A 25,490-nucleotide genomic window follows, 5' to 3' on the forward strand; every position below is an offset into this window, starting at 1 on the left:
CGTTTTCCGGCAATTAGTTGGCTTTAAATAAGTCATAAAAGCAAAGAGCAAGCCCTAATGAGCCTGCTCTTTACCAGATAATAGTAATTGAATTAGTAACCTGGATTTTGCTTCAGGTTCGGGTTCAGCGACAACTGATCCTTTGGAATTGGGAACAGCGTACGGAAACTTTGTGAAGCTGGTTTGAAGCGCCAAGCTTTGGTAAACTGCCCAAAACGAATCAGATCCTGACGGCGATGGTATTCAAAGGCCAGTTCTCGACCGCGTTCAGCCAGAATGTCATCCAGCGTTAATGCCGTAAAGTCTGGCATACCTGCCCGTTTACGAATTACATTGACATCGGTCAGCGCCAATGCATTATTGCCTAAGCGCAGATTAGCTTCGGCCCGCATCAGGTATGCATCGGCTAAGCGATAAACGACAAAATCGTTATCCTGTTCCGTAAAACTGTTGTTTTTCTGAATTTCATATTTCTGGCTCCGTGCCCCCGCCATTCGTCCAACAGCTCCAGCGGGTAAAACCAGTGCCGGAATATCAGGATTGAACGCGAATGGTACACCACCATCCTCAAGGAGGGGAGTGCCATCTGCTTTATATTGCGGGCCAACAATCCACATTTTTTTGCGGATATCCTTGTCATCGAAGGAGTTGTAGAACTCTGTTACCGTAGCGAAACCATTCCAGGGAGCCGTACCCAAATTATAGGTCAACTGGTTCAGGTAATGCAGGTTCTGCATCTGTGGACGGAAGCCTGTCCGCTTCGATTTGTCGAACGGGGTGGCCAGAATAATTTCCGCCGAGTTCTGATTCTGCGTAACGAAGTTGCTGAAGAAATCGCCAACGATCTGAAATTTGCCTGAGCTAATAACATTATTTGTGCGCGTTACAACATCAGCCCAGCGAGCCGTACCCGTATACACCTGAGCATTCAGATACAATTTGGCCAGAATCATATCGGCCACGTACTTATTCATGCGGCCATAATAAGCACCACCCGATACATCACTCAAATTCGGATAAGCCGCCAGCAATTCTTTCTCTACGAATGCAAATACTTCGGCCCGAGTACTTTGTTTCGGTGTGCCAGCGCCAACGGCATTAGAAATGATCACGTTCCCGAACAGATCCATTGCTTCATAATGGAAGAAGGCACGCAAAGCCTGTAATTCGGCTTTGGTTTTTGCATCACTGAGCGTCCCTAACTGCTGATTGATGGACGTAATGTTATTATAGCACCACGTCCAGGGGCCATTGAACTGACCATTATCAGTAACAGGGTCCCAGGTGTGGGTATATAATCGTACCCAGTTATCGCCATCTTTCCAGTCACCACCACGGGTCGGAACAATTTGTTCGTCTGTGGTAGTATTCAGGTTAGCCATATTACCGTAGTAGTCACCTAAGCCATTGTAGAGTGGCCCGATGAGTGCAGCCTGCTGGGCTGCTGTGCTCCCAAATGTCCCGCTGGTAGGGATGACATCGTAGGTAGTTTCGGTAAGATCTGTACAGGACTGACCTGCCAGCATCAGTGCCGAACAGCCCAGAAGCACTTTTATGGTTACTCGTTTCATAGAAGTTTTTGATAATTAATGAGTTACATCGTTAAAACCTCATGTGATATACTAACGATGTGTTAAATAGAACAGTTTTCACAAACTGAATTATTTTTTGGATTTAATTCAGTTTGTGAAAAACAACTCAGAATGTCAGATTTACACCTAACTGGAACTGGCGGGTCTTTGGATAAATTCCGCTATTGTCCAGACCTACAGAGTTTGGCGCTTGTTGAAGTACACCACCGCTTGTTTGTAAATCAGCTTTTACCTGCAGTTCGGGGTCAATGCCTTTATATTTTGTAATGACAAACAGGTTATTGCCACCCAGATAAATGCGGGCATTGGTAATATACTTGCTGGCCGGTAGCGGTACGTTATAGCCGATCTGCCAGTTATCGAAGCGCACAAACGTGCCACTTTCAATCCAGTTTGTCGACAATACGTTCACCCCATAGCCTTTTGGCAATGTCGTTACTTCTTTCAACATGTTCGTTTCCAGAATAGAACCCGGCAGCATCAGGTTTGACCGGACGTTATTCAGGATGCTGTTGCCAAAAGTACCGCGGAGCTGGAAATATAAGTCAAAACCCTTGTAGCGGAATGTATTAATAAATGCTCCCGTCAGGAATGGCTGTGGATTACCTTGTTTCAGCGGAGATCCGGCAGCAATAGCGGCAGCTGCATCGGCCTTCGATACATCAGTAACTGGTGTGTCACCAGAACCTGCCTTCAGTAAGGGTAAGCCATCTGCATTGTAGCCAACGAACGTTGGAACGTTATTAAACTCGCCTAATGGCTGACCAACTGTAATGTATGACGCGAATACGTCAGACAAACCACGACCGCCAAAAGCATTGAACCGAACGGTACCCGAGTCAAACTGATCGCTCTTAAGGTTTACAATCGTGTTTTTGTTGTAGGCAGCTACTAACTTGGAATTCCAGGAAAAGTCACCCTTCTGAATAATATCGCCACCGAACGAGAACTCAACCCCAGCATTCCGCATCGAGCCAACATTGGCCAGAATTGTATTGGCAAAGTAGGTTATACCATCAGCTGGTACAGAATAAGGATACAACATGTCCTTCGTTAGCTTGTTGTAGTATTCGAGCGTACCGGCAAAACGACCACCAAACAGTTGGAAATCCAACCCGATATTAGATGAAGTCAGAACCTCCCATTTCAGGTTTGGATTCGCATTTTGCGTGATGCCATAGCCCGGCAGGAAGTCGCCCAGCGATCCGTCATAGTAGGTACCTTTCTGACCATATAACTGAATGGAGTTATAGGCGGCTATACCTTCGGAGTTCCCTGTCTGACCGTAGCCTACACGTAGTTTCAGGAAATTAAGCGTGTTGCTCTTTGGAAAGAACGACTCGTTTGTAATTGTCCAACCTGCGCCAACGGATGGAAAAATACCCCATTTGTTGTTAGCGCCAAATTTAGAGCTACCATCACGACGTACCGTGGCTGTAATGTTATAGCGATCATTTAGATTAACCGTTGCCCGGCCAAAGAACGAAATCAGTTTCGACTGATTCCGATAAGAGGTGGCATACCCATTACCTGGCAATACCAATGTACCAGACCCTAAACCTAAGTTATCGTAGTTAATATTGCTGGTAAGGAAACCTGAGTTAGCTGCGCCAAAACCGTCATTATCAAATTGTTGGAACGAGTATCCACCCAAGACCGAGAAATTACTGTTTTGAGCGCCAAATCCTTTCGTATAGGTAGCCGTCGTTTCCAGCAATCGGGTGTTCGACTCGGTATAGTTCCGGCCTGCCCGCCCATTATTGGCAGCGAATGCTTTTATTGTTGGGTTTGTATAAAAATTGCTTGTCGTATTATCGCGTTGCAACTGCCCGCTTACGCCTAACGTCAATCCATCCAGAATCTCGTAACGCAAGGTAATACCACCCTGCAAATAGCGCTGAACGGCGGTATTAACCGAGTTTTCCAGAGCAGCTACAGGGTTGAATAAATCGAAACTACCCCCTACTTCATAATAAGAACCGTCGGCATTGCGAACGGGCAGTGTAGGAAGAAAGGTAGTAGCCCGGTTAAGAAAACCACCAACGCTCGGAGCTCCAGTGTTACTGTTATCGGGAAAATCTTTGTTGGTTTCTGCATACGACAGGTTATACTGAACATTTAACCGGTTGTCGAACGCCTTCTGGTCAAGGTTGATTCGTCCCGTAATACGATCAAAACCTGATCGTTTAACGATCCCCTGTTGATTGATGTAGTTTAACGATCCACGATAACTAAAATTCGGTGAACCACCGGCAATAGCAAGATCGTGGTTGTTGGTAACGGCAGTACGGGTGATTTCTTTCACCCAGTCTGTATTGTAGTTACCCGCTGGAAAGCGCTGCAAATCCGTTAATGCAGACGCTCCTTTAATTGCAGTAACGGCATCACGATATCCCTGAGCATCCAGCATGTCGAACCGTTTCGATATAGTGGCAATACCAACGTAGTTGTTGAATGATACCGTTGTTTTACCCGACTTACCACGCTTGGTGGTAACGAGAATGACACCATTGGCAGCCCGTGAACCATAAATAGCCGCAGCAGAAGCATCTTTCAACACGTCCATTGATTCAATATCCTGTGGAGAAATTGTACTGATTGGCACACCAATCATACCATCAACCACATAAAGCGGGTCACTACCACCAGCCAGCGAAGTATAGCCCCGTAAACGAACCGTTGGCTGCTGGTTCGGGTCACCCGACGGCGATGTAATAACCAAACCGGCCACTTTACCCTGAATAGCCTGCAACGGGTTTGGATTGACACCCGCATTAAAGTCTTTCGCCGTAACCTGTACTACTGAACCTGTTAAATCCTTCCGTTTAGCCGTACCATAGCCAACAACGACAACCTCTTCGAGTGCTTTCGTATCATCAGCTAATTTTACGTCTACCGTCGAACGGTTTCCAACTGCCACTTCCTGCGATGTATAACCAATAAAACTTAAAACCAGCGTCGCATTGTCAGGTACATTAGTCAGGTTATACTTGCCTTCAGCATCCGTGTTGGTACCGCGTTGCGTACCTTTAATTTGGACACTTACCCCTGGTAGCTTCGATCCAGCCGGATCAGTTACTGTTCCTGTTACAGTGCGTCCCTGCGCCCACGCCGTTGAATTGCTCAACAGCAGCATTACCAGCATTGTCAGAAACCCGAATAAAGTGTTCCGTCTCAATGACTGGGGTTGGGAAGGCCCAACCGGACCTACGTAACCACATAAGTGGCTACTAGTGTAGGATTTGTCCATCATAGGTTTACAGTAAAAAGTTTAAAATATGGTATGTTGATTTAGGTTAAAGATGGTATGCTATTTATCCGCTTCGTCCTCCAAAACTCTACCTGTCCGATTGGTTTTTACGTCCATACGAACGTTTTGGTAACTTGGTTAGATTTTATAGAACATATACCCGAACCAGACGGCAAATTACTAAATCTCATGCTTAAAATACAACGACTATAGTTAAAATCGGATTAACTACAGTCAATATTGTATCATAATTATTGTTAAAAACCATGAATTAAATCTGATCGATTATATTTTACCTATTACTTATTTAGAATATATCTTCTTTATAATCAAGCAGATAATTAATATAAATGCTTCAGATTATTATAACTATTTCCTGTTGGACAGACTTATGAATTTCACAGGTCCGGTTGATAATTTTGGCGTATTAACAGCTAATTTTGCCTAAATTCTGGCTAATGCCACTGTTTTAGTATTATGGATTCAGAAGTTATACGCCGTTTGTCTGAACAACTGTCCGGCAATGTCTACGACGACCGCACCTATCGTACACTTTACGCAACGGATGCCTCGGCCTATCGTGAAGTACCAACGGCTGTTGCGGTGCCCAAAACAATTGATGATTTAAAGACACTGATTGCCTTTGCCCGGCAGCATAAAACATCGCTCATTCCACGCACAGCCGGAACATCTCTCGCGGGGCAGGTTGTTGGCAGCGGCATTGTCGTTGACGTATCCAAGCACTTTACAAAAATTCTGGAAGTCAATCCCCAAGAGCGTTGGGTACGTGTACAGCCGGGTGTTGTCAGAGACGAGTTGAATCTGTTTCTAAAACCATATGGTCTATATTTTGGGCCCGAAACCTCCACGGCGAACCGGGCCATGATTGGTGGTATGGTCGGCAATAATTCCTGCGGATCGAACTCGGTCGTCTACCGGGCAACGCGCGAGCATACCTTATCCGTAAAAGCGCTACTTGCTGATGGAGAAGAGGTAGAGTTTAGCAGTTTGAGTAACTGGGATTTCACAAAACAGGTCAGTGAAGCAAGCCGAAAGAATGGCTCCGCAACAGTAGCCGATAACATTCTACTGAAGACAAACGCGATTTTGTCTGATCTGGAAAATCAGGCAGAAATCCGCCGAAACTTCCCTAAAAAAACCATCGAACGACGGAATACGGGTTATGCATTAGATGCCTTGCTCGATATGGAACCTTTTACACCGGGTGGAGAGCCATTTAATCTGGCCAAATTCATCGCAGGTTCAGAAGGAACGCTTTGTTTTCTGACAGAAATTAAACTAAACCTTGTTCCGCTCCCGCCCAAAGAAAGCGGGTTAGTTTGTATCCATTGTCATTCCATTGATGAGGCACTACGGGCTACCCTAGTATCGCTTCTTTATAAGCCCTACGCCGTTGAATTAATTGATGACATTATTCTGGAACGGGCCGATTCTAATCCTGAACAACGGAAAAACAGCTTTTTTGTCCAAAAAACGCCCACAGACCATTTTCCGATCATTCTGGTTGTAGACCTTTCGCGCGATACCCGTGCCGAAATCGAGTCGCTGGCAGCTGAAATGGAAACTGAGCTTCGGGCGGCAAACTTAGGCTATCATTACCCTTTACTGTTTGGCGAGGATACTAAAAAGATCTGGACACTCCGCAAAGCCGGACTCGGCCTGCTTGGTAACCTCCCCGGCGACGAAAAAGCGGTAGCCGTCATTGAAGATACGGCCGTAGATGTCCACGATCTGCCTGACTACATCCATGATTTCAACGAGATTCTGAAAAAGCATAACATGCATTCCGTGCACTATGCTCACGCAGGATCAGGAGAATTACACCTTCGCCCGATCATAAATCTTAAAACGGAAGAAGGCCACCGGCAATATCGAATGATTGCCGAAGAGATTGCAACGCTGGTAAAAAAATACGACGGTTCGCTTTCCGGTGAACACGGCGACGGGCGATTACGGGGGGAATTTATCCCGCAAATGGTTGGACCGCATAATTATGAACTAATGCGGCAGATTAAGCATACCTGGGACCCGGAAGGCATTTTCAATCCTGGAAAAATCGTAGAAACGCCCCCGATGGACACGTTCCTGCGGTATGAAGCAGGCCAGCAAACGCCAGAGTTTAAGACTTATTTCCGCTATAAAGATCAAAATGTTCTGCAGCACGCTGAGCAGTGCAATGGTTCGGGCGATTGTCGAAAAACGCAGGTATCTGGCGGAACAATGTGTCCTAGTTACATGGCTACCCGTAATGAGAAGGATACAACACGGGCGCGGGCCAATATTCTGCGGGAGATGCTGACGCGCTCACCGAAGGAAAACCGATTTGATCACGAAGAAATTAAAGAGGTATACGACTTATGCCTGTCCTGCAAAGGCTGCAAAAATGAATGCCCATCGAATGTAGATGTAGCTAAGTTAAAAGCCGAATTTTTGCAACAATACTACGACAAAAACGGTGTACCCGTCCGCTCGAGGCTGATTGCTAACTTTGCCCGGCTGTCGAGTATGGCAGCCCTTGTTCCCTGGGCATGGAACGGCGTATTAGGAACACCCTCACTCCGGCGCATTGCCAACAGATTGGTTGGTTTCCACCCCGACCGAACAATGCCTTTATTGAGCAACACAACGTTAAAGAGCTGGGCATCCAGTCGTATGGCTAACGACCAAAAACGAACCGTTACCAACAAGAAACTCTTTCTGTTCTGCGACGAGTTCACGAATTATAACGATGTTGAAGTTGGTCAGAAAGCGATTCAGTTGTTTGCCCGGCTGGGCTATATCGTCGTCATTCCTGAGCATGGCGAAAGCGGTCGTGCTGCCCTGTCGAAAGGGATGCTTAAATACGCAAAAACACTGGCGGAGCGTAATATCCGATTATTGAAGGATGTCGTTACAGCCGAAACCCCATTAGTAGGATTGGAGCCTTCGGCCATTCTGACCTTCCGTGATGAATATCCTGATCTGGTCGATGAATCACTGGTGGCTGATGCTAAGCATCTGGCACAGAATGCATTAACCTTTGAAGAATTTATTGCTCGTGAATCAGACGCCGGGCGCATTCGCGCCGAGCAGTTCACGGATGAAAAACGGCTTATTAAACTGCATGGGCATTGTCAGCAAAAAGCAGTATCCTCGTTGGTGCCCGGAAAAAAGGCTTTGTCATTACCTCAGAACTACACCACCCAGCTGATTCCTTCGGGCTGTTGCGGTATGGCCGGTTCATTTGGATACGAAGCTGAGCACTACGACGTTTCCATGCAGATTGGAGAGCTGGTACTGTTCCCTACTGTTCGTCAGCAGCCCGACGATGTGATTATTGCCGCGCCCGGCACCTCCTGCCGTCACCAGATTAAAGATGGAACAGCCCGTAAGGCTAAACACCCTGCCGAGATTTTATTTGAGGCTTTGAAATAACTATACTGTCTCTGCATAACTGAGCGCTATGCAGAGACAGTACGCCCTTTGTATCCATGTTAAATGTCGGCTATACGCCTTTTTATTCACTATATTATTTAGATAGGTTAAATCTTGTACTTTTAAACCTTGGCTCCCAGCTCATTTACCCATATAATCAAAACACTAGTAAAAAGTCCCCTTGCCCGTTGGTATTGGGGCTACAATAATTGAGATTTGATAAACAAATGCCGCCTTTCTAACTACGATTTCATAGGAATGGTATATTATTTACGGGTATGGATTGCTTGCCTTAGCTTTCTGCTTCCATTTTTTTCATCGGCTCAACGTGCTCCGTCCAGCGTTTCGCTCGTGTGTGCTACACCCGATTTATCTGCCAAAGAACGCCATACACTCACTAGTCTGGCAGCATTCGCATTAAGTATGAAGCAGGCTTCGGGGCAGCCGCTGGCCAGCCTTACCTATGTACCAATCCGCCCTCACATTTACCGGCGTAGCGATGGTACTGGTGGCATAACGCTGGCTAAAATGAATAATATTATAGCAACCACGAATAGCTACTACCTTCTCAACGGTAGTGGCATTCAATTTTATTTTTGTGGCACTTCACCTGAATATATAGATAACGATAACCTCTATAACAGCTTTCAGGCCTTTAATGAAACATCCGTTAATGGACATGATGCCACCAATGCTTTAAATCAATATTATGTCAATGCCTTTAGCCAGAGTGGATTAGGAGGCTATGCGTATTTTCCGGACAACACAATTCAGGCGACGCGTTCATTTATTTTGAATGAGTCGGATGAGGTCGATCTGGGCAACCGCTTACTTCCCCATGAGCTTGGTCATAACTTTGGTTTGTTCCATACGTTTGGCAACCTGAGTTCAGGTACCGACGAATTGGTAACCAGAGGTGCAGGAGCCAATTGCGCACTGGCAGGCGACGAGTTGTGCGACACCCCTGCCGACCCTTATGGTTTACCGGGTGCAACCACAATTTATATCAATGGCTGCGAAACATATAATGGCACCGCTAAAGATTCGCAGGGGGCCTCTTTTGCACCATCAACGACTAACATTATGTCATACTACTTTCCCTGTACGCATGATTTTACGCAGGGGCAGTATGATCGAATGCAGGCAGGGCTGGCATTACGGCAATCGCACACCGCTTATTCACTGGATTGTCCACCCACGAGTGTTTCAGCACCCAGTAACGTCGTGGCTACGATCAATAATGGTAACGTATTAATAGCCTGGCAGGATAATGGAACCAATGAAATGGGCTATTTCATTGAACGATCTACATTGCCCAACACTGGTTTCGTGTCCATTGGTGGTGTAGCTCCCAACAGCACCAGTTACACAGACACCAAAACGGCCCCTTTAACCACCTATTATTATCGTATCAAACCATCAAACGCCACAACGCAGGGAATCAGCCCAACGGCTAATGTCACGACGCCTACCTGCCATCCCATCTACAGTTCCTATACCTGTACAGAAGGTGACGGCTTAAGTGGTTTTGTACTTAATGGCAGTATCCTGAGCCAAAGTTCTGGTTGTTCATTAGGAGGTTATAGCTCCAGCACGGTTGTTTCTACAACGGTTGTGGCAGGGCAATCATCGTCATTTACTGTCACATTATTACCATCAAGCTATAAGCAGGGCGTTACAATATGGGCAGATTTGAACCGGAATGGTTCGTATGAAAGTAATGAACTCCTCTACCAGACCCCTGCTACACTCACAGGGCAATTTTCCGGAAGCATCGCATTCCCGGCCAATTTAACGGGCGGTAATTTGGCGTTACGAATAGTCGACGCCTACAATACCATTCCTGCCGATCCATGCGGAATCTATCTCTATGGCGAAACGGAAGATTATCAGATACAAGTTGGTACTCAACCTTCAGCAGATCTTAGCTTAAGTATGCAAACGAATGCCCGAACGCCAGCCACGAATCAACCGGTCAGCTTTTCGGTGACCCTACAAAATAGAGGTCCTGGTAACGCAACGGGCATCAGCTGGCAAAACAATCTGCCGCCTAATCTTAGCTTTGTCAGTAGTGATGCCAGTGTATCAAGCTCTGGCACAGCCGTAAGTGGGAGCGGTATCACGCTCAACAGTGGGGCTTCGGCTACCTTTGTGTATCAGTTGAAGCCTACTCAGCCGGGTGTCTATGTCAATTCGGCCCAGATACTAACAAGTAGTCTATACGATCCTAATTCACAACCGGGATCAGGAACCGGTGACGGCCAGGACGATGCGGCAACAGTAGATATTCGTACCTCACTCAGTAGCACAATAGTGTATGCTTCGCCCAATCCGAATCAGACACCGCTCCCCACCGTTATTTCCAGTCAGCCAACTCCTGACCCGGCAAAAGCTGATCTGTCTGTGCTTATGAGCGCAAGTACCCGTACTCCAGCGACTGGGCAGCCAGTTACGTTTACCGTCACAGTTATAAATGCCGGGGGAGTATCAGCGAATACTATTGTTGTACGTGATACATTGCGAGGGTTGACCCTAACCAATTCGCCCACAGGAGCTATTGTTGTGGCAACAGGAGCTAACTACACCATCATCGAAGGAACGATAAATTCGCTATCCTCAGGCGGATCGGCCCAGATGGTGTTTACGGCAATACCCAATACAACCGGTTCTATTATGAACGCGGCTCAGATCTGGTCAGTTTCTACGCTGGATCCTGATTCAACGCCAGGGTCAGCAAATCCTACCGGCAATAACCTCAATGGGGAAGACGATGTTAGCTGGATTGATCTTCGTGTAGTCCCATAGCCGTATCGCTCCGATTGAACGGCCATTGCTGACGCAAACCAGCTGAGAGCAGGAACGCTACTATGCCAACACCAATGACAATGAGCCCGGAGAGCATGAATGTCAGGCCCGTTGAAAAGAAAATAAAGAGCCATACGCTGATCGCTAGAAGCACCGGCAATGGATAAAGCGGCATTCGAAACGGAAATTCAGTAATTGCCCGTCGGCGGTGGAGGAGCAATAAACCAATGGCCTGCCCGACAAACTGCACAACGATCCGCATAGCCAGAATGGCCGTAATGACATCGCCAAGGCGAAAAAGTAAGCTAAAGACGAAACCTAATCCGCCCAAAAACAGCAACGAAACATAAGGAAACTGGCGGGTCGGGTGTAAACGGGCGAAGATTGGAAAAAACTGCCCATCAACAGCAGCAGCATAAGGCACCCGAGAATACCCGAGCAAGACCGCAAATAAAGACGAAAAAGCCACCAGTAACACCAGCACAGTAGCAAATTGTGCCACTTTTGGCCCGTAAAGCGTTTCGATAAAGAGGCTAACGATGAAGTCACTGTTTTGGGCTTCCTGCCAGGGAACCACACTGACTACACTGAGATTCATGAGTAGATAAAGACCAGCAATGCCGGCAATGGAAATAAACATGCTGGCCGGAATATTACGGGTTGGCCGCTGAATTTCACCACCTAAATGGCAAACGTTATAATAGCCCAGATAACAATAAATTGTTTTCACGGACGCATGACCAAGGCCAGCTGCCAGCAATCCACCACTCACTGAACTCATCGACTCAAATGTGTCGGACAATGGAATTCTGGCATTACTTAATCCACCGATAATAATCCAGCCTAGTGTTACCAGCACCGCACCCCACATAATCAATCCGATTTTCCCAATCGAGTCGATTTTCCGGTATAATAATACAATAATAACCAGAACAACTCCGCCAGAAACCGCTTTACGCTGCCATTCTTCCAGCGGCATCAGGTAAGACATGTACTGCGCAAAACCGATTGCTCCTGAAGCCATCACTAAAGGAGCCTGAATCAGTGTTTGCCAGACATACAAAAAGGATAGCAAACGTCCCCAGCGTTTTTCTCCGTACGAAATTTTCAGAAAATTATAGCTTCCTCCGGCCTGAGGAAAAGCTGCGCCCAATTCCGCCCAGACAAACGCATCGATCACCGAAACGAACGCTCCTAATATCCAGGCCCATAGAAATTGAGGTCCGCCCAGCGTTTTAATAACCAGGGGTAACACGACAAACGGGCCGATTCCGACCATATCAATCATGTTAAGAGCCGTGCCCTGAAGCAGATTTAGTCGGCGTGGTAACGCTGAATCCGTATCCGATAATGGGGGGATCGGTGGCTCTGAAGGATTGGAAGGTGTAGAATCAATCAATAGCGTAATGGAAAAAAGAGAATGATCTACCAAACGATCAGGCAACGGTCATTCGAAGCGTAAAAGTTCGATTTCCCACCCGTATTTTTGGGAGCTTGTGTCCGGATAACGCGTAAATGAGTTTAAGCGAAGCTCGTTGATCCATCAGTAAAGGACATACAGTCTTTATAATGTCAGCCAATTAGTATGAAAAACAAAAAAGCGTCGCTGCCATAAGATTTGGCAGCGACGCTTTTTTAGAATTTACCTGATTTAATTCATCAGTTGATCAAAGGTAAGGCTGATGTAATACATCGACCCAACACTTGGATTACCCCATGACTGCTGATACAGCTTACCAATCAGGTTGGTGCCTCCAACTTTTAGAATAGACTTAACGCCAGGTATTTTTTTGCTAATCTGAGCATCCAGCGTACTATATGCCGGAATGATTGTCTGCTGACGGCCTGTAGCTTCGGTATTGGCAAAACTTGATTCCCATCGGAACGAATCCTGCGCCCTCCATACGACGTTAAACCCGAAATTACTGCCCGCAATATTCCGGTTGCCAAACGATAGATTATACCGATACTTCGGCGTATTAAAGAATGTCACGAATCCAGTCGGAATCTGATCCTGATCAATCAAATAGTTCGATGATACGTTAGCTCCGATAGTATAATTGCCTGGTAGCAGATAATCCAAACCAATTGCCCAACCAGCATTTTTCAACTGGGTTGTCGAATTGACAGGATAGAAATAAACATTTCGACCTGCCGCACTGATAAGCTGTAACGTTGACGTAGGGTTCGTTGGCGAAACAGGTTGCTTTCCCTGTACTACTGTTTGTGTACCCAGGAAATTAAGGAATCGATTGTAGTAGTAATAAGCATCAATAAATAACTTATTACCAATCAGCCCTTTATAACCCACTTCATACGTTTCTACCCGCTCAGGGTCATAGCCAGGATCAACAGCGGTTTTAAGTAATCCGAGGGCTTGTGGCAAGGCCGCAGCACCACCCGTCTGCAAGGCGGCTCCAAATGCCTGTACAGACTGAAGGGTATAAATGGGGCTGCCAGCAAAATTATAGCGCTGCTTAAACAAAGGCAGACCACCTATTAAATGTGCAGTAGGTGTAGTCAAATCGATGTACTGATCCTGCGTTGTTGGAATGCGGAAACCGCGTTGAAAGGATGCCCGGAAATTATGCACCTTGGCCACTGTCAACACCGCCGATAACCGAGGGCTTACCTGTGCTTTAAAATTCTGGTTTTTGTCGTAACGAAGCGATCCCGTCAGTTTTAGTACGTCAGCCAGCGTTTTCGATGCCTGCGCATAAACCCCATATTCATCGATCGTAAACTCTTTGCCGTTTTCATCACGGGCAAACAGGGTTCCTTCTGAGTTCAAGGCATATCGTCGCACATTTCCACCTACAATCAACTCAATCAGTTTTGGATCAATTACCTTGCTGAAGTTATACATCACTTCACCATGATAGAGATTGGTTTTGTCTAAAAACCGGGCTCCAACGCCCGTTGCATCACCTGGTATAGGTTTCCCGGTGACCGCATCGAAAGCCTGCTGGAAACCAGCGGTACCAGGTAGTAAGCGCCCCTGATCAGCCGCGCCCCGAGCCACATTAAGCCAGGCACTTTGTTGATTCGTAACCGTTGCCTGTGCGGCAGCCAAAGCAGCTGCAGGTGACTGTCCTGAACCAAGAGCCGTTAAAAAAGCGGTGGTATATCCCTGAAACGCAGTTTGGGCATAAGTACCAAAGTAGGTTGGGAACCACTTGGCAGCACTACCGCTCCAGGCTTCATTGATCCCTTGCCCTAATATACCAGTAGCATAAGCATCGCCCGAGCGTTCCTGCGTGGTATAAGCCCGTACGAAAAAGTTGGACCCTTTCAGTTCGAGTTTATACTGCCCTAACTTAAAGCCTTTGATATAATAGCGATCAGCTCCTGTGTAAACCGTTGTTCCAGTACCCCAGTTTGCCTGCAGAATGGCTTCTACGTTTTCGTTCAAACGGTAATGCAAAGCTCCATTTAGCTTTAGATTAGTAGCATCATAATTGACAAGTTCGCTTTCCTGATAGCCTGTCCGCGAGATATTCAGGTTCGGAATAATGTTATTGAAGATCTGTTGGGGTGTAAGGCCAGTAAGTTGCGGCAAGGTTCTATTGCCTGCCTGCGGAATTGGCGTACTGGCAATCAGGCCCAATATCTGCGATGAACCGTCGGCCCCAGTGCCGGGCTGACCATTTCCATAGAGATTGGAATATAGGTTAGCACTGGCATCACCGTATATATTGATGCCATCGTAGCCCTGATTGTTGGCCCGATTACCCGTTTCAAGCGTATACCCATTTGAAAATCCCTGATCCCGATAATCGGTCGCCTGCCAGTCTTTAGCCGATAGGTACGAAACGCCTACCTTAAACGCCAGACGGTTATTGAATGCCTTGGCATAACGAAAGGCCGCATCGTAGTACGGTGTGGTTGCCGTTGACCGGTTACTGGCGCTCATCACGCCACCTTTCACATATGCGCTGAGCCCCTGATACTGGAACGGGCTTTTCGATGTCATTAAGAGTAGCCCATTGATTGCATTAGGACCGTAGAGGGCAGAAGCCGCGCCAGGTAAGAGTTCAACACTTTCCAGATCCAGTTCCGACACACCGGCAATGTTGCCAACGGAGAAATTCAGGCCCGGTGCCTGATTATCCATCCCGTCCAGTAATTGAACAACTCTTGTGTTACCGTTAGCACCAAAACCACGTACGTTGACTGATTTGAAGGTCAGACTTTGGGTGCTCATATCAACGCCCTTGATATTCTGGATCGCATCATAAAACGATGCTGATGGCGTAGCTTGAAACGCTCGAATATCCAGCCGTTCGACCGATACCGGCGATTTAAGAACGCTTTCCTCGACCCGTGAGGCCGATACAACGACTTCCTGCCCTAAAGTGACCTGTTCTTTTAACGCAACGTTCAGGTCGCTTCGATCGCCATTAATTACCACTTCCTGTGACTGAAAACCAATCGAAGAGATAGCAATAGTGAAAGGAGTAGGCGTATTCGTCGTTAAGGAAAAATTACCTTTCTGGTCAGTTATCGTACCAATAACTTTTCCTTTAACGATAATGCTGATACCGGCTAATTCCTCTTTCGTCGCTTCTGCAGTTATTTTGCCTGAAATCCGCGTTTGAGCCATAGCCCCCACACAAAACAAGCAGAAAAACACAGGCAAGAGGAATGTGTGAGTAATTGATTTTTGCATAGGTGGCTGGTTAATAAATAGTTAACTTAGAGAATACCTACTTTGATGCTAAACATACGGATAAGTCTTTATTCTGTGCAAGAAAATCTTGACATTAATTAATTATTTCCTCAATGGCTTTGCTGTCGTATTAGACCTAAAGAGTGTTTTTCACATCTATTCATATTTTTAAACCTGACCCCTGTGGTTTGCTTAACTGCATCTGGCATGAACAACGAGGTTTTGAGAATCGCACCAGAGAACCGTTCCAGCCTTATCGGTTTTAAGAAACCGATACCACGTCGATCGCCTGATGGACTAATTCACTAAACAATAGCCCACAAATTCGTGGATCTTCGACCACAGATAAAGTAGTAAATATCTCATAAGGATGCCTTTTCATTGTTAAGCATCTTATTTCTCAACCGATACTCTCTTACCACAATGACGAACGAATCAAACCGGCGTGATTTCCTCAAAACCTCCGGCCTGCTGACAGGTGGTGCCCTGCTTGGCAGCCTACCGTTCAGCGCAAAGGCCGAAGCTGGCCATCCCGGCTATCATTTTTCAGCGAACGATACAATAAAAGTAGCTTTGATTGGCTGTGGTGGTCGTGGGACGGGTGCTGCTCAACAGGCTCTTAGCACAAAACAAAACGTCAAAATCGTTGCCATGGCTGATGCCTTCCGCGACCGTCTTGACGATGCCTATAAAGCTCTGATCGGACGTGGCGCTAAAGCGGCTGACGGAACACCAAAAGTAGACGTCCCGGAAGACCATAAGTTCGTTGGGTTTGATGCCTACAAACAGGCTATGGCCTTAGCGGATGTCGTAATTCTGGCCACTCCACCTGGTTTCCGGCCAAGTCATTTTGAAGAGGCTGTTCGGCAGGGCAAGCAAGTTTTCATGGAAAAACCCGTTGCTACCGATGCACCGGGCGTTCGTCGGGTGCTGGCAGCTGCGGAAGAGGCCAAAAAGAAAAAACTGAACGTAGTCGTAGGCTTGCAAAGGCGCTACCAACCCAGCTACCGCGATATGATTAAGCGCATCCACGACGGTGCGTTAGGCGACATCGTGGGCGGACAGGTGTACTGGGTTAGCGGAGGAGTCTGGCAGAAACCCCGCAAACCAAATCAGACTGAAATGGACTACCAGATGCGCAACTGGTATTATTTCAACTGGCTCTGTGGCGACCACATCAATGAACAGCACGTTCACAACATTGATGTGGCCAACTGGGTGAAAAACAGTTATCCCGTATCCTGCCAGGGAACGGGCGGTCGGCAGGTCCGAACAGGCAAAGACTATGGCGAAATTTTCGATCACCATATTGTCGATTTTGTCTATGCCGATGGCACAACCATAAACAGCCAGTGCCGACACTATGAAGGCACCTACAGCCGGGTCGACGAAATGTTCCTGGGAACCAAAGGGAAGGTTGAAGGGATGGAAAAGAAAACCAGCGCATTGGTAGGCTATAACGGTCAGCCGATCTATACCCACGATAGCAAAGCCGATGGGAACCCCTACCAGATTGAACACGACGAATTGTTCGAAGCCATTGCCAAAGGTGAATATAAGTTTGCGGATGCCGAACGTGTCGCCAAAAGCACAATGACGGCCATTATGGGTCGTATGGCTACTTATTCCGGTAAAGTTGTGAAGTGGGATGAAGCACTAAATTCACAGATCGACCTTTTTCCCTCAACGCTGGCCTGGGATGCCATGCCAAAGAGTTTACCCGATAAAGACGGTTTCTACCCCATAGCAGTACCGGGTAAAACAATAGCTGTGTAAGTCCGGATACTTTGGTTTATCTAGTTAAGATAAGGCCGATTGCCAACTGTGCAGTCGGCCTTATTGTGTTTCAGAGATAAACTATTTCAGTATGCAAAACCATGCATATCTCCCTGATTAATAAATAGTTTGAGTGGCAGATGCAACCCCAACAACCGGTCTTGCATCTGGTAGCTATCTGGACAAGTATTAATCCTTTTTATGGCTACCATTCAGCACTCAAGAGAACACTACATCGATTGGATCAGAGTTCTCGCCTTCATGGTCTTAATCTTTTTTCATTGCTCCATGCCCTTTGTGCAGTTTGGCTGGGAGATCAAAAACGAAGAACATTCGATAATCCTCGATCGGCTTATAATCTGGTTGCACCAGTGGCGGCTACCCTTATTATTTTTCATTTCAGGAGTCGGAGTTAGCTTTTCCTTACGGAAACGGTCGGTTCTTTCATTTTTCGGGGAGCGAGTTATCCGGTTATTCATCCCGTTGCTGTTCTCCATGCTTTTTGTTATTCCCCTGCAGGTGTATTTTGAGCGGCTACAGGAAAAGCGGATCGATGAAAGCTACTGGCATTTCTATCCCTCAGTCTGGACCTTTATCCCCTATCCTGAGGGAACTCTTACCTGGAGTCATTTATGGTTTGTAGTCTACTTATTCGTATTTACAATTTTGCTGTTGCCCATTTTCTATTTATTAAACCTTCGAGCCCTTCGAACCTGGAAGCAAAAAATCAATCCATTTTTTAGTCATCCACTCGCCAATCTATCACTCGCTATTCCCTTTATACTATACTATTTTACGTTATACATTCAATGGCCAGCTCAGGGCAGTTTATTTGATGATTGGTTTGTATTTAACTCCTCAATTACGTTCTATTTTTTCGGTTACTTTCTCGGCGATTTATCATCCTTCTGGATTACCTGCGAAAAATACCGCAAGTTTTTTTTATCAGTTTCCCTGCTTTGTATGGCCGTTTTATTCTGGAACTATTACTGGGCGGTCAGTTTGCCGAAACAACAGGATAATTCACTCTATTTATACGGACTTTGTGACGGTCTGCATATCTGGTCAACCATTCTGACTAGTATTGGTTTCGCCAAACGGTATTTAAATTTCACGAATCCAACACTCCGATATTTAACTTCAGCCATTTACCCATTTTACATTCTTCATCAAACGATTATTGTAGCAACAGGCTATTATATAGTTCAATGGAACAGCCCCATTGCAGTGAAGTTGGCGGCTTTGATCCTTGTTTGCTTTCTGTTTTTATTTACGCTATATCATTTCCTGATCCGTCCTTTTGTTCTCACCCGTATCTTGTACGGCTTAAAACCAAAGCAGATCAAACTGAACGAGAAGCTTGCTTATGTGGAACAGGTGTAGATTACCGGAAAGGGGCCGATTGCCATTGGCGTAATTGGCCCTTTTTGTTTTCGATAATCAACAGGTTTGCCCCCGGCCAACGGTCAATTAACCGACGACTCTTCGTCAACCCGGCCACGCTAAATACTTTCGTGAGCGCATCGGCATGGTAACCGTTGGGAGCCATCACAGTAGCCCGCACAAAATGATGCAGGCCCAGACCAGTACGCGGGTCCATAATGTGTGAGTAACGTCGACCATTATACTCCAGAAACCGATAGGTGTCGCCCGATGTCGTTATCGCTGCATTTTTGAGAAAAACGGTTGTTGTATCGGCATCTTCGGCCTTTCCTGATCCAATTCCGACACGCCAGCCTGCCGGGTTATCTGGCGGTGCATCGCCTACCAGAATATCCCCCCTATGTCAATCAGAACCGACTGGATTCCGAACCGGTGCAATACCTTTAACGCTTCATCGATAGCAAAACCTTGCCCAATACCACCCACATCCAGACGCATACCAGACCGTCGAAGTCTAATTGAACGGCGACTGCTATCCAATTCCATCAACCGATAACCCACTGATCGTCTGGCCCGACGGCGTTCTTTTGCCGTCGGAAATTCTTTTCGCCGAACTGCTCTGCGCCATAAAAGCGACAATGGCCCGACGGTGGGATCAAAGCGCCCGTTTGAGAGTTGAGCTATGGTTTGTGCCTTAGTCAAGACATCGAACAACTCCGCAGACACAGGTACCCACTGGCCGGAACCACTAGTTGCCGATAAACGATTAATTTCGGACCCGTCCAGATAGTCGCTCATGATCTGATTCAGGGAGTCCATTCTGGCAGAAACGGCGGCATTGGCTCGCTGCGCCATCACACTATCAGCAGTATAAAAAATTACGTTGAATTGTGTGCCCATCAATCCCCGATGAAACGTAAAGCGATGTGCGACCGATTGTGCCGTACAGAAAGCGGGAAGTAATAAATTGGCGATCAGCAGACGGATTGCCAGTTGGGAAGAAAATAGGATGCGTCTTAAGCGTTTGTAGTGTAAATTTATTAACCCGTAGAAGCGTCTACCCTGACATTGAGATAAGGCTTCTACGGGAAATTTTGCTAATCGTATTATGGTCACGATCAAAAATAAATTCGTTTTACTGGCCGCAGCCTTCTGGATAATCGGAATTGTGCTTCTCCTGATTGGTGCGTGGGCACGAAATCACTCTTCCGATGCAGCCGGGACCTTACTGACACTGGGTATTCTGGGGCAGGCTATTGGCTTTGGTTTTTTGGGGTTTGCCATTATGCAGGCTGTTCTGAAGAAAAAGTAGGTATGCTCATTCTTGGATCAAGCCTTGAATAAATCCTCGATCACAAATTGAAAATCGGGTACAACAGGGGCAGCTGAACAAACATCCTGCCCTTTAAATACCCTGATATCATCGGGCGAGGAGTAGGCATAAATTTTCTGTTGTTTCGGAGCAATGTACCAGACCAGTTGAACACCGGCATCAAAGTAATCCTGCACTTTCTCCAGCACATCGTTCTGCGACTCTGAGTCCGATAAAATTTCGATGGCTAAGGGAGGCATAAAGCGTTTACCCCTTCTAGCCTCTTTTATCTGCTCATCGGTGAAAATAGCCAAATCAGGAATTCGTTTGCGAAACGCATCGACATACGCATCTCCTTCTGACAACATTTCTGCTCCTTGCTGGTATAACTGCGTTTTGGCGAAGGCACGCATTAAAAATCGAGCAATAAACAATTCTTCCTGCTTCATCGCGGGTTTTCGGATGATTTTCCCCCGAACGAACTCATAGTTTGCATCCGTTTTTTTACGGGCAAGCCACTTTTCGAATTCGGCAACCGTTTGCGGTGCCGATCGACGTTTCGTGCGGGAGGTGGTTATCTTCGTTTCCATGTTGAGCAGTTGGTTTATCAACCGTTATTGCCAATATAAGTCTGCACTGAAAGAATTTATTCCAGGCTGAAATCAAATCTACAAAATTCCGGCCTCCTGGCGGTCTATCTGCGAGACTTTGTTGCGCAGGTACATGTCCACGAGTACTAAGGCGGCCATTGCCTCAACGATAGGCACGGCACGTGGTACAACACAGGGATCGTGTCGGCCTTTTCCTGACACCGTTACCGGCTGGCCATGAATATCTACGCTGTCCTGGTCCTGCATGATGGTTGCTACGGGTTTGAAAGCTGTGCGGAAGTAAATGTCTTCGCCATTACTGATTCCACCCTGAATTCCGCCCGACTGGTTCGTTTTGGTACGAACTCGCCCCTGTTCATCCGTATAAAATTCGTCGTTATGCTGCGAACCATACAACCCTGCACCCGCAAATCCACTGCCGTACTCAAATCCTTTAACAGCATTGATGCTCAACATCGCTTTGCCCAATTCGGCATGGAGTTTATCGAAAACCGGCTCGCCCCAACCAACCGGGACCCCCGTTACGACGCAATCGACTATTCCGCCGATCGAATCGCCCTGCTTGCGAGTTTCGTCAATATATTGAAACATGCGTTCGGCCATTTCGGGGTCAGGGCAACGAACAGGATTCTCTTCGGCAAGGGCCAGATTCAGGTCAGCATATGCTTTTTCGAGTTTCATCGTACCAACCTGCGAAACATAAGCTTGAACCTGAACACCCTGCTGCGCCAGAAGCAGTTTAGCTACCGCACCCGCAGCAACCCGCGCTGCTGTTTCTCGTGCCGATGACCGCCCACCACCCCGATAGTCACGGGAGCCGTATTTAGTTTGATAGGTGTAGTCGGCATGGGAAGGCCGAAACTGTTCGGCAATATGGCCATAGTCTTTACTTCGCTGGTCGGTATTGCGAATTAATAGTGCGATGGGTGTTCCCTGTGTTTTCCCGTCAAACACGCCCGACAATACCTCAAATTCATCAGCTTCACGCCGTTGGGTTGTAATTCGTGACTGACCGGGTTTACGCCGATCTAAATCGTGCTGAATAAAATCAGTATCAAACGTCAATCCGGCCGGGCAACCGTCTATAACCACGCCAATGGCTGGCCCGTGTGATTCGCCGAAAGTAGAAATTTTAAATAGTGTTCCGTACGTACTACTCATGCTTGCTTATGGATAGTGGATGCCGATGCTCAGATACAGAATCGCATAAGCGATCTTTTCTCGAATGCACCATCTCGAATCCACTCATTTACCTCTTAAAAAATACAAAGATCATTCCTAATAGCATCAATACAATCAACACATTGGCAATCGCTCGAATTAAAACCGGAATACTCAGGGGTTGATGCGTGCTATCTATCGTTTCGATACCGGCATACAGGGAGTCGCCGGCTGGTGTTACAACAACGGTTTCGCCGTTTGTGCCAGACAACGCAGCTTCTACGGTTGAATTTATGGCGATCGCCGATCCTTTTTTGCCGACCTGTAGCTGTAAACGTGGTCGAAGTGTATCATATCGGGCTGTTTGCGGATTAAAATAAATCCATTGAAAGCGATTGACCAATGAAATCACGCCATTCTGATGGGGTACAACAAAATAAGTAAACGTTTTATGCCCCGTAACCTCCGTGCCCGAATTATTAACGGTATGGCGCTCTTTGGGGGGAAACACATCAACAGCGGTGGTGTCGCTAAGCGTTTCTGGTGCCGGAAGCGTCGCAATATTACCTTCACCTGTCACAGAAAATGTATAGCGAACACTTTGACCGACGCTCACTCGCTGCCGTTCCAGGCCTTCGTCCAGGCGGAATAATCCAACGGGAACCCGCCCCCGCAAGGGATGCGCCGGTAACGGCCGAACGGCTACAACAAGCGGTTTGCTGGTAAAGACAATCGTTTCTGGCTTAGCCGATGGGGGGCCAATTATAGGCTCCTTGCCCAGCCACAGGGTCACTGCCGGTAATTTCAACGTCTGATTCGATAATGGAAAAAAAACGGATTGATAAAGCCGGAATTCCCGAAACTTTTTTCCGCCAACCGATACAGGAACAGGATTTAGCTCGGTTATATTCAGGTTTTCTTCCCACGCATTGGCCGGCCGGATTTTTTTATTGATTGCCTGCAACTGCTTATCCAGAGCAGTAAAACTTAGCTTATAAGGATAATTGTCGGCGACAAAAAACGACAGGGTCAGTGCTACACTTTCGCCCGAAAAAATTATGGATTTAGAGGCTCGAAGCGACAGGAAGGCCGACCCATTAGGCGGAGGAACAATGGCTGTGGTCGTCAAATTAGTAGGAATTGACGCCGTTGCCGACGAACGGACTACCAAAATTGTACCCTCCGATTGCACCGTTTCATCATTGACCTGAATACTAAATGGCGGGACTCGAAAACGTCCCGGTGCCCGTGCCTGATAATTTTGCGTAATAACTTGATTAGTAATTGTTTTTCCACCAATTTCACTGGGCGTAACACTCGCAGAGGTTCCTTTTTTGGTAAATCCCGCGATATCAGGAAAAGTGATAGATGGGCGGGAATCACTGTTAGGAATGATAACAGAAATAGTGAAGGGCCGTTCAATCGGAAAATTTGTTTGACCTAACTCAATAGTTATATCATTTTCAATTACTTGGCTAAAGCCAGCAATTGAGACACAAAAAAATAATGCAAGAAAATTGCGGAATATTGCAAGCATCATTGTTAATTTGGGGCAACAATTTTATGCCATCAGCCGTTACGGTTTAAGTAGCCCAATAAGAACGAACCAGTCAACCTCTTTCAGTATCCATAAGCTTCTTTAACCAAAAAAAATGACAGACCATGCTTTCTATGCTTGAGTATATCAAAACCATCCTTCAGAAGGTGAGTTTTGATAAAGCCCTGTTTGAAAAAGAATTGGCTAAAGCCATCAAAATGCTTATCCCTAAAGAAGTAAGACAGCTTAAACGCTGGTGTTACGCCCAATTTGGTAAAGTGTATCGTGTTGTACTGAACCGTTGCTTTACGCGAGGCTTCGCCCGGGTTCGTTTTACCTGACAAAGCAACTCTACTTTCCTGCAAAATTAATAAACCCCGGTTGATGAAGCCGGGGTATTTTTATGTTCGTGATTTAAATGAGTTAACACAGGGCTACTATACGAATGTAATTAGGCAACCGTATACCAGGTACCGTTCTTACAGCGTCACTTTCTGCTTCATATCAGGAATGTCAATATTCCTGAAACCAACGGCTTCTAACTTCTCTTTCCAGATGACCTGTTTGTCATACTCACCATGTACCAGAAATACATTTTTGACGCGTGCCGGGTCCTGACAGCTCAGAAACTGGATCATTTCCCGGTAATCACCATGAGCAGAGAAAGAATCCATAATCTCTACCCTCGCCCGAACCGGATAACGATCACCGAAAATAGTAACCTCCTTATCGCCCCGTTTGATCGCACCGCCCAGGCTGGTAGGCGATGCATATCCAACCAATAAAATAGTTGTGTTTGGCTTTTCGATATTATTCTTGATATGGTGCTTGATACGGCCAGCCTCAGCCATCCCCGACGGCGCAATGATGATACACGGTTCACGGCTATCATTGATCGCTTTTGAGCTTTCAACATCCGCTATGTAGTGCAGGTTAGGGAAATTGAAAGCGTCGCCGTCTTTTTTGATATAAGCCAGAATATCAGGATTAAAATCTTCTTCATGATCGCGCATAACCTCGGTTGCCTTTACCGACATTGGGCTGTCGATATAAACAGGCAGTCGGGGCAGGCTTCCTTCACTCGATAGCTGGTCCAGCGCATAAATCAATTCCTGGGTCCGGTCAACGGCGAAAGCAGGAATAATCAGTTTACCACGCCCTTCCACACACGTTTCCTTAACAATTCGTAACAAATGCGCTTTCATGTCAGGCTCGGCCTCATGGAGCCTGTCACCATAGGTCGATTCGCAGATGATATAGTCAGCCTGTGGAAATTTGTCAGGTGAGCGGAGAATTTTGTCGTCAGGCCGCCCAATATCGCCACTAAAGAACAGCTGCTTTTCTGCGCCATTCTCACGGATCGTGAGACTTACCGATGCGCTTCCGAGCAGATGACCTGCATCGGTCAATAAACCAGTTACCTCGTCACAGATAACAAAAGGTGTATTATAGTTAACAGCGACCATTTGATCTAATGCCCGCCGAACATCATCTTCGTCATAAAGCGCTTCAAGTTCGGGCTGGCTCCGTCGCTGGCGTCGCTCATTGACCCGTTCGAGGTCACGCTCCTGTATGCGTGCGCTATCCATAAGCATGACTTCGCAAAGGTCGATCGTTGCCGATGTGGTATAAATTGGCCCCTGGAAACCTTTTCGCACGAGCCGGGGAATTAAACCCGTATGATCGATATGGGCGTGCGATAGCACCATATAATCTACCTGGGCGGGATCGAAACCGAACTGCTGATTAAGCTCGTCGGTATTAATGCCCTGAAATAGCCCGCAGTCGAGCAGAATCTGCTTACCCGATGCGATTGTAAGCAGATGTTTGCTACCTGTTACGGTACGAGCGGCACCAAAGAACTGAATGGTCATCGTTTTAACGTATGGTTTCGTTGATTAAGGGAATTCACTGATTTTTGCGTTTACTTTCCAGACCCAAAAGCGTAGAGAAGTCACG

The 25,490-nt window shown here is 46.7% G+C and carries 14 protein-coding genes and 2 pseudogenes; 6 read left to right on the forward strand and 10 right to left on the reverse strand.

The genetic code is table 11. The features are described 5' to 3' along the window. Nucleotides 1-92: 92 nt before the first annotated feature. Together G8759_RS35255 and G8759_RS35260 are read right to left on the reverse strand one after the other, a co-directional pair. Nucleotides 93-1,571: a RagB/SusD family nutrient uptake outer membrane protein gene (locus tag G8759_RS35255; protein ID WP_167218461.1), complete on the reverse strand. Its 1,479-nt coding sequence runs from the start codon at nucleotides 1,569-1,571 to the stop codon at nucleotides 93-95. Nucleotides 1,572-1,698: 127 nt separating this feature from the next. Further along, a complete protein-coding gene (locus tag G8759_RS35260; protein ID WP_167218463.1) occupies nucleotides 1,699-4,845 on the reverse strand; it encodes a SusC/RagA family TonB-linked outer membrane protein in 3,147 nt (1,048 codons plus the stop codon). Nucleotides 4,846-5,319: 474 nt separating this feature from the next. Between G8759_RS35260 and G8759_RS35265 the strand changes: the two genes are divergently transcribed. Both G8759_RS35265 and G8759_RS35270 read left to right on the forward strand, forming a co-directional pair. Further along, nucleotides 5,320-8,277, forward strand: a complete 2,958-nt coding sequence (locus tag G8759_RS35265; RefSeq protein WP_167218465.1) for an FAD-binding and (Fe-S)-binding domain-containing protein — start codon at nucleotides 5,320-5,322, stop codon at nucleotides 8,275-8,277. Nucleotides 8,278-8,535: 258 nt separating this feature from the next. Continuing rightward, a complete protein-coding gene (locus tag G8759_RS35270; RefSeq protein ID WP_167218467.1) occupies nucleotides 8,536-11,082 on the forward strand; it encodes a GEVED domain-containing protein in 2,547 nt (848 codons plus the stop codon). On the opposite strand, the gene G8759_RS35275 is transcribed toward G8759_RS35270, so the two are convergent. Continuing rightward, the gene (locus G8759_RS35275) at nucleotides 11,051-12,481 is read right to left on the reverse strand and encodes an APC family permease (protein WP_232074071.1); all 1,431 of its coding nucleotides are present in this window, start codon (nucleotides 12,479-12,481) and stop codon (nucleotides 11,051-11,053) included. The genes G8759_RS35270 and G8759_RS35275 overlap by 32 nt on opposite strands. A 252-nt stretch (nucleotides 12,482-12,733) precedes the next feature. Then, complete coding sequence (locus tag G8759_RS35280; RefSeq protein WP_167218468.1) at nucleotides 12,734-15,751, reverse strand: TonB-dependent receptor; 3,018 nt, start codon at nucleotides 15,749-15,751, stop codon at nucleotides 12,734-12,736. Between the two features lie 423 nt (nucleotides 15,752-16,174). On the opposite strand from G8759_RS35280, the gene G8759_RS35285 reads away from it, so the two are divergent. After that, nucleotides 16,175-17,527, forward strand: coding sequence for a Gfo/Idh/MocA family protein (locus tag G8759_RS35285; RefSeq protein WP_167218469.1), 1,353 nt, complete (start codon nucleotides 16,175-16,177; stop codon nucleotides 17,525-17,527). A 288-nt stretch (nucleotides 17,528-17,815) separates the two neighbouring features. Continuing rightward, nucleotides 17,816-18,910: an acyltransferase family protein gene (locus G8759_RS35290; RefSeq protein ID WP_232074072.1), complete on the forward strand. Its 1,095-nt coding sequence runs from the start codon at nucleotides 17,816-17,818 to the stop codon at nucleotides 18,908-18,910. A 1-nt stretch (nucleotide 18,911) separates the two neighbouring features. Here the strand turns inward: G8759_RS35290 and G8759_RS36530 are convergent. Next, nucleotides 18,912-19,810, reverse strand: a pseudogene (locus G8759_RS36530) (FAD:protein FMN transferase). Nucleotides 19,811-20,018: 208 nt separating this feature from the next. On the opposite strand from G8759_RS36530, the gene G8759_RS35300 reads away from it, so the two are divergent. After that, nucleotides 20,019-20,222, forward strand: a complete 204-nt coding sequence (locus G8759_RS35300; RefSeq protein WP_167218471.1) for a hypothetical protein — start codon at nucleotides 20,019-20,021, stop codon at nucleotides 20,220-20,222. A 17-nt stretch (nucleotides 20,223-20,239) separates the two neighbouring features. Here G8759_RS35300 and G8759_RS35305 read toward each other — a convergent pair whose 3' ends face one another. The 4 genes and pseudogenes from G8759_RS35305 to G8759_RS36535 all read right to left on the reverse strand — a co-directional run. After that, complete coding sequence (locus G8759_RS35305; RefSeq protein ID WP_167218472.1) at nucleotides 20,240-20,812, reverse strand: Uma2 family endonuclease; 573 nt, start codon at nucleotides 20,810-20,812, stop codon at nucleotides 20,240-20,242. 78 nt (nucleotides 20,813-20,890) lie between these two features. After that, a complete protein-coding gene (gene aroC, locus G8759_RS35310) occupies nucleotides 20,891-21,994 on the reverse strand; it encodes a chorismate synthase (protein WP_167218473.1) in 1,104 nt (367 codons plus the stop codon). An 88-nt stretch (nucleotides 21,995-22,082) separates the two neighbouring features. Beyond that, nucleotides 22,083-23,123 (reverse strand): BatD family protein, encoded by a 1,041-nt coding sequence (locus G8759_RS35315; RefSeq protein ID WP_232074074.1) that lies wholly within the window; start codon nucleotides 23,121-23,123, stop codon nucleotides 22,083-22,085. Nucleotides 23,124-23,231: 108 nt separating this feature from the next. Next, nucleotides 23,232-23,534: pseudogene (locus G8759_RS36535) on the reverse strand (BatD family protein); the annotation flags it as partial. A 122-nt stretch (nucleotides 23,535-23,656) separates the two neighbouring features. On the opposite strand from G8759_RS36535, the gene G8759_RS35320 reads away from it, so the two are divergent. Beyond that, a complete protein-coding gene (locus tag G8759_RS35320; RefSeq protein ID WP_167218475.1) occupies nucleotides 23,657-23,872 on the forward strand; it encodes a hypothetical protein in 216 nt (71 codons plus the stop codon). Nucleotides 23,873-24,010: 138 nt separating this feature from the next. Here the strand turns inward: G8759_RS35320 and G8759_RS35325 are convergent, their stop codons facing one another. Beyond that, nucleotides 24,011-25,405: an MBL fold metallo-hydrolase RNA specificity domain-containing protein gene (locus tag G8759_RS35325; RefSeq protein ID WP_167218476.1), complete on the reverse strand. Its 1,395-nt coding sequence runs from the start codon at nucleotides 25,403-25,405 to the stop codon at nucleotides 24,011-24,013. Between the last annotated feature and the right edge of the window lie 85 nt (nucleotides 25,406-25,490).

Origin of the sequence: Spirosoma aureum, from assembly GCF_011604685.1 — a bacterium.
Classification (GTDB): Bacteria; Bacteroidota; Bacteroidia; order Cytophagales; family Spirosomataceae; genus Spirosoma; species Spirosoma aureum.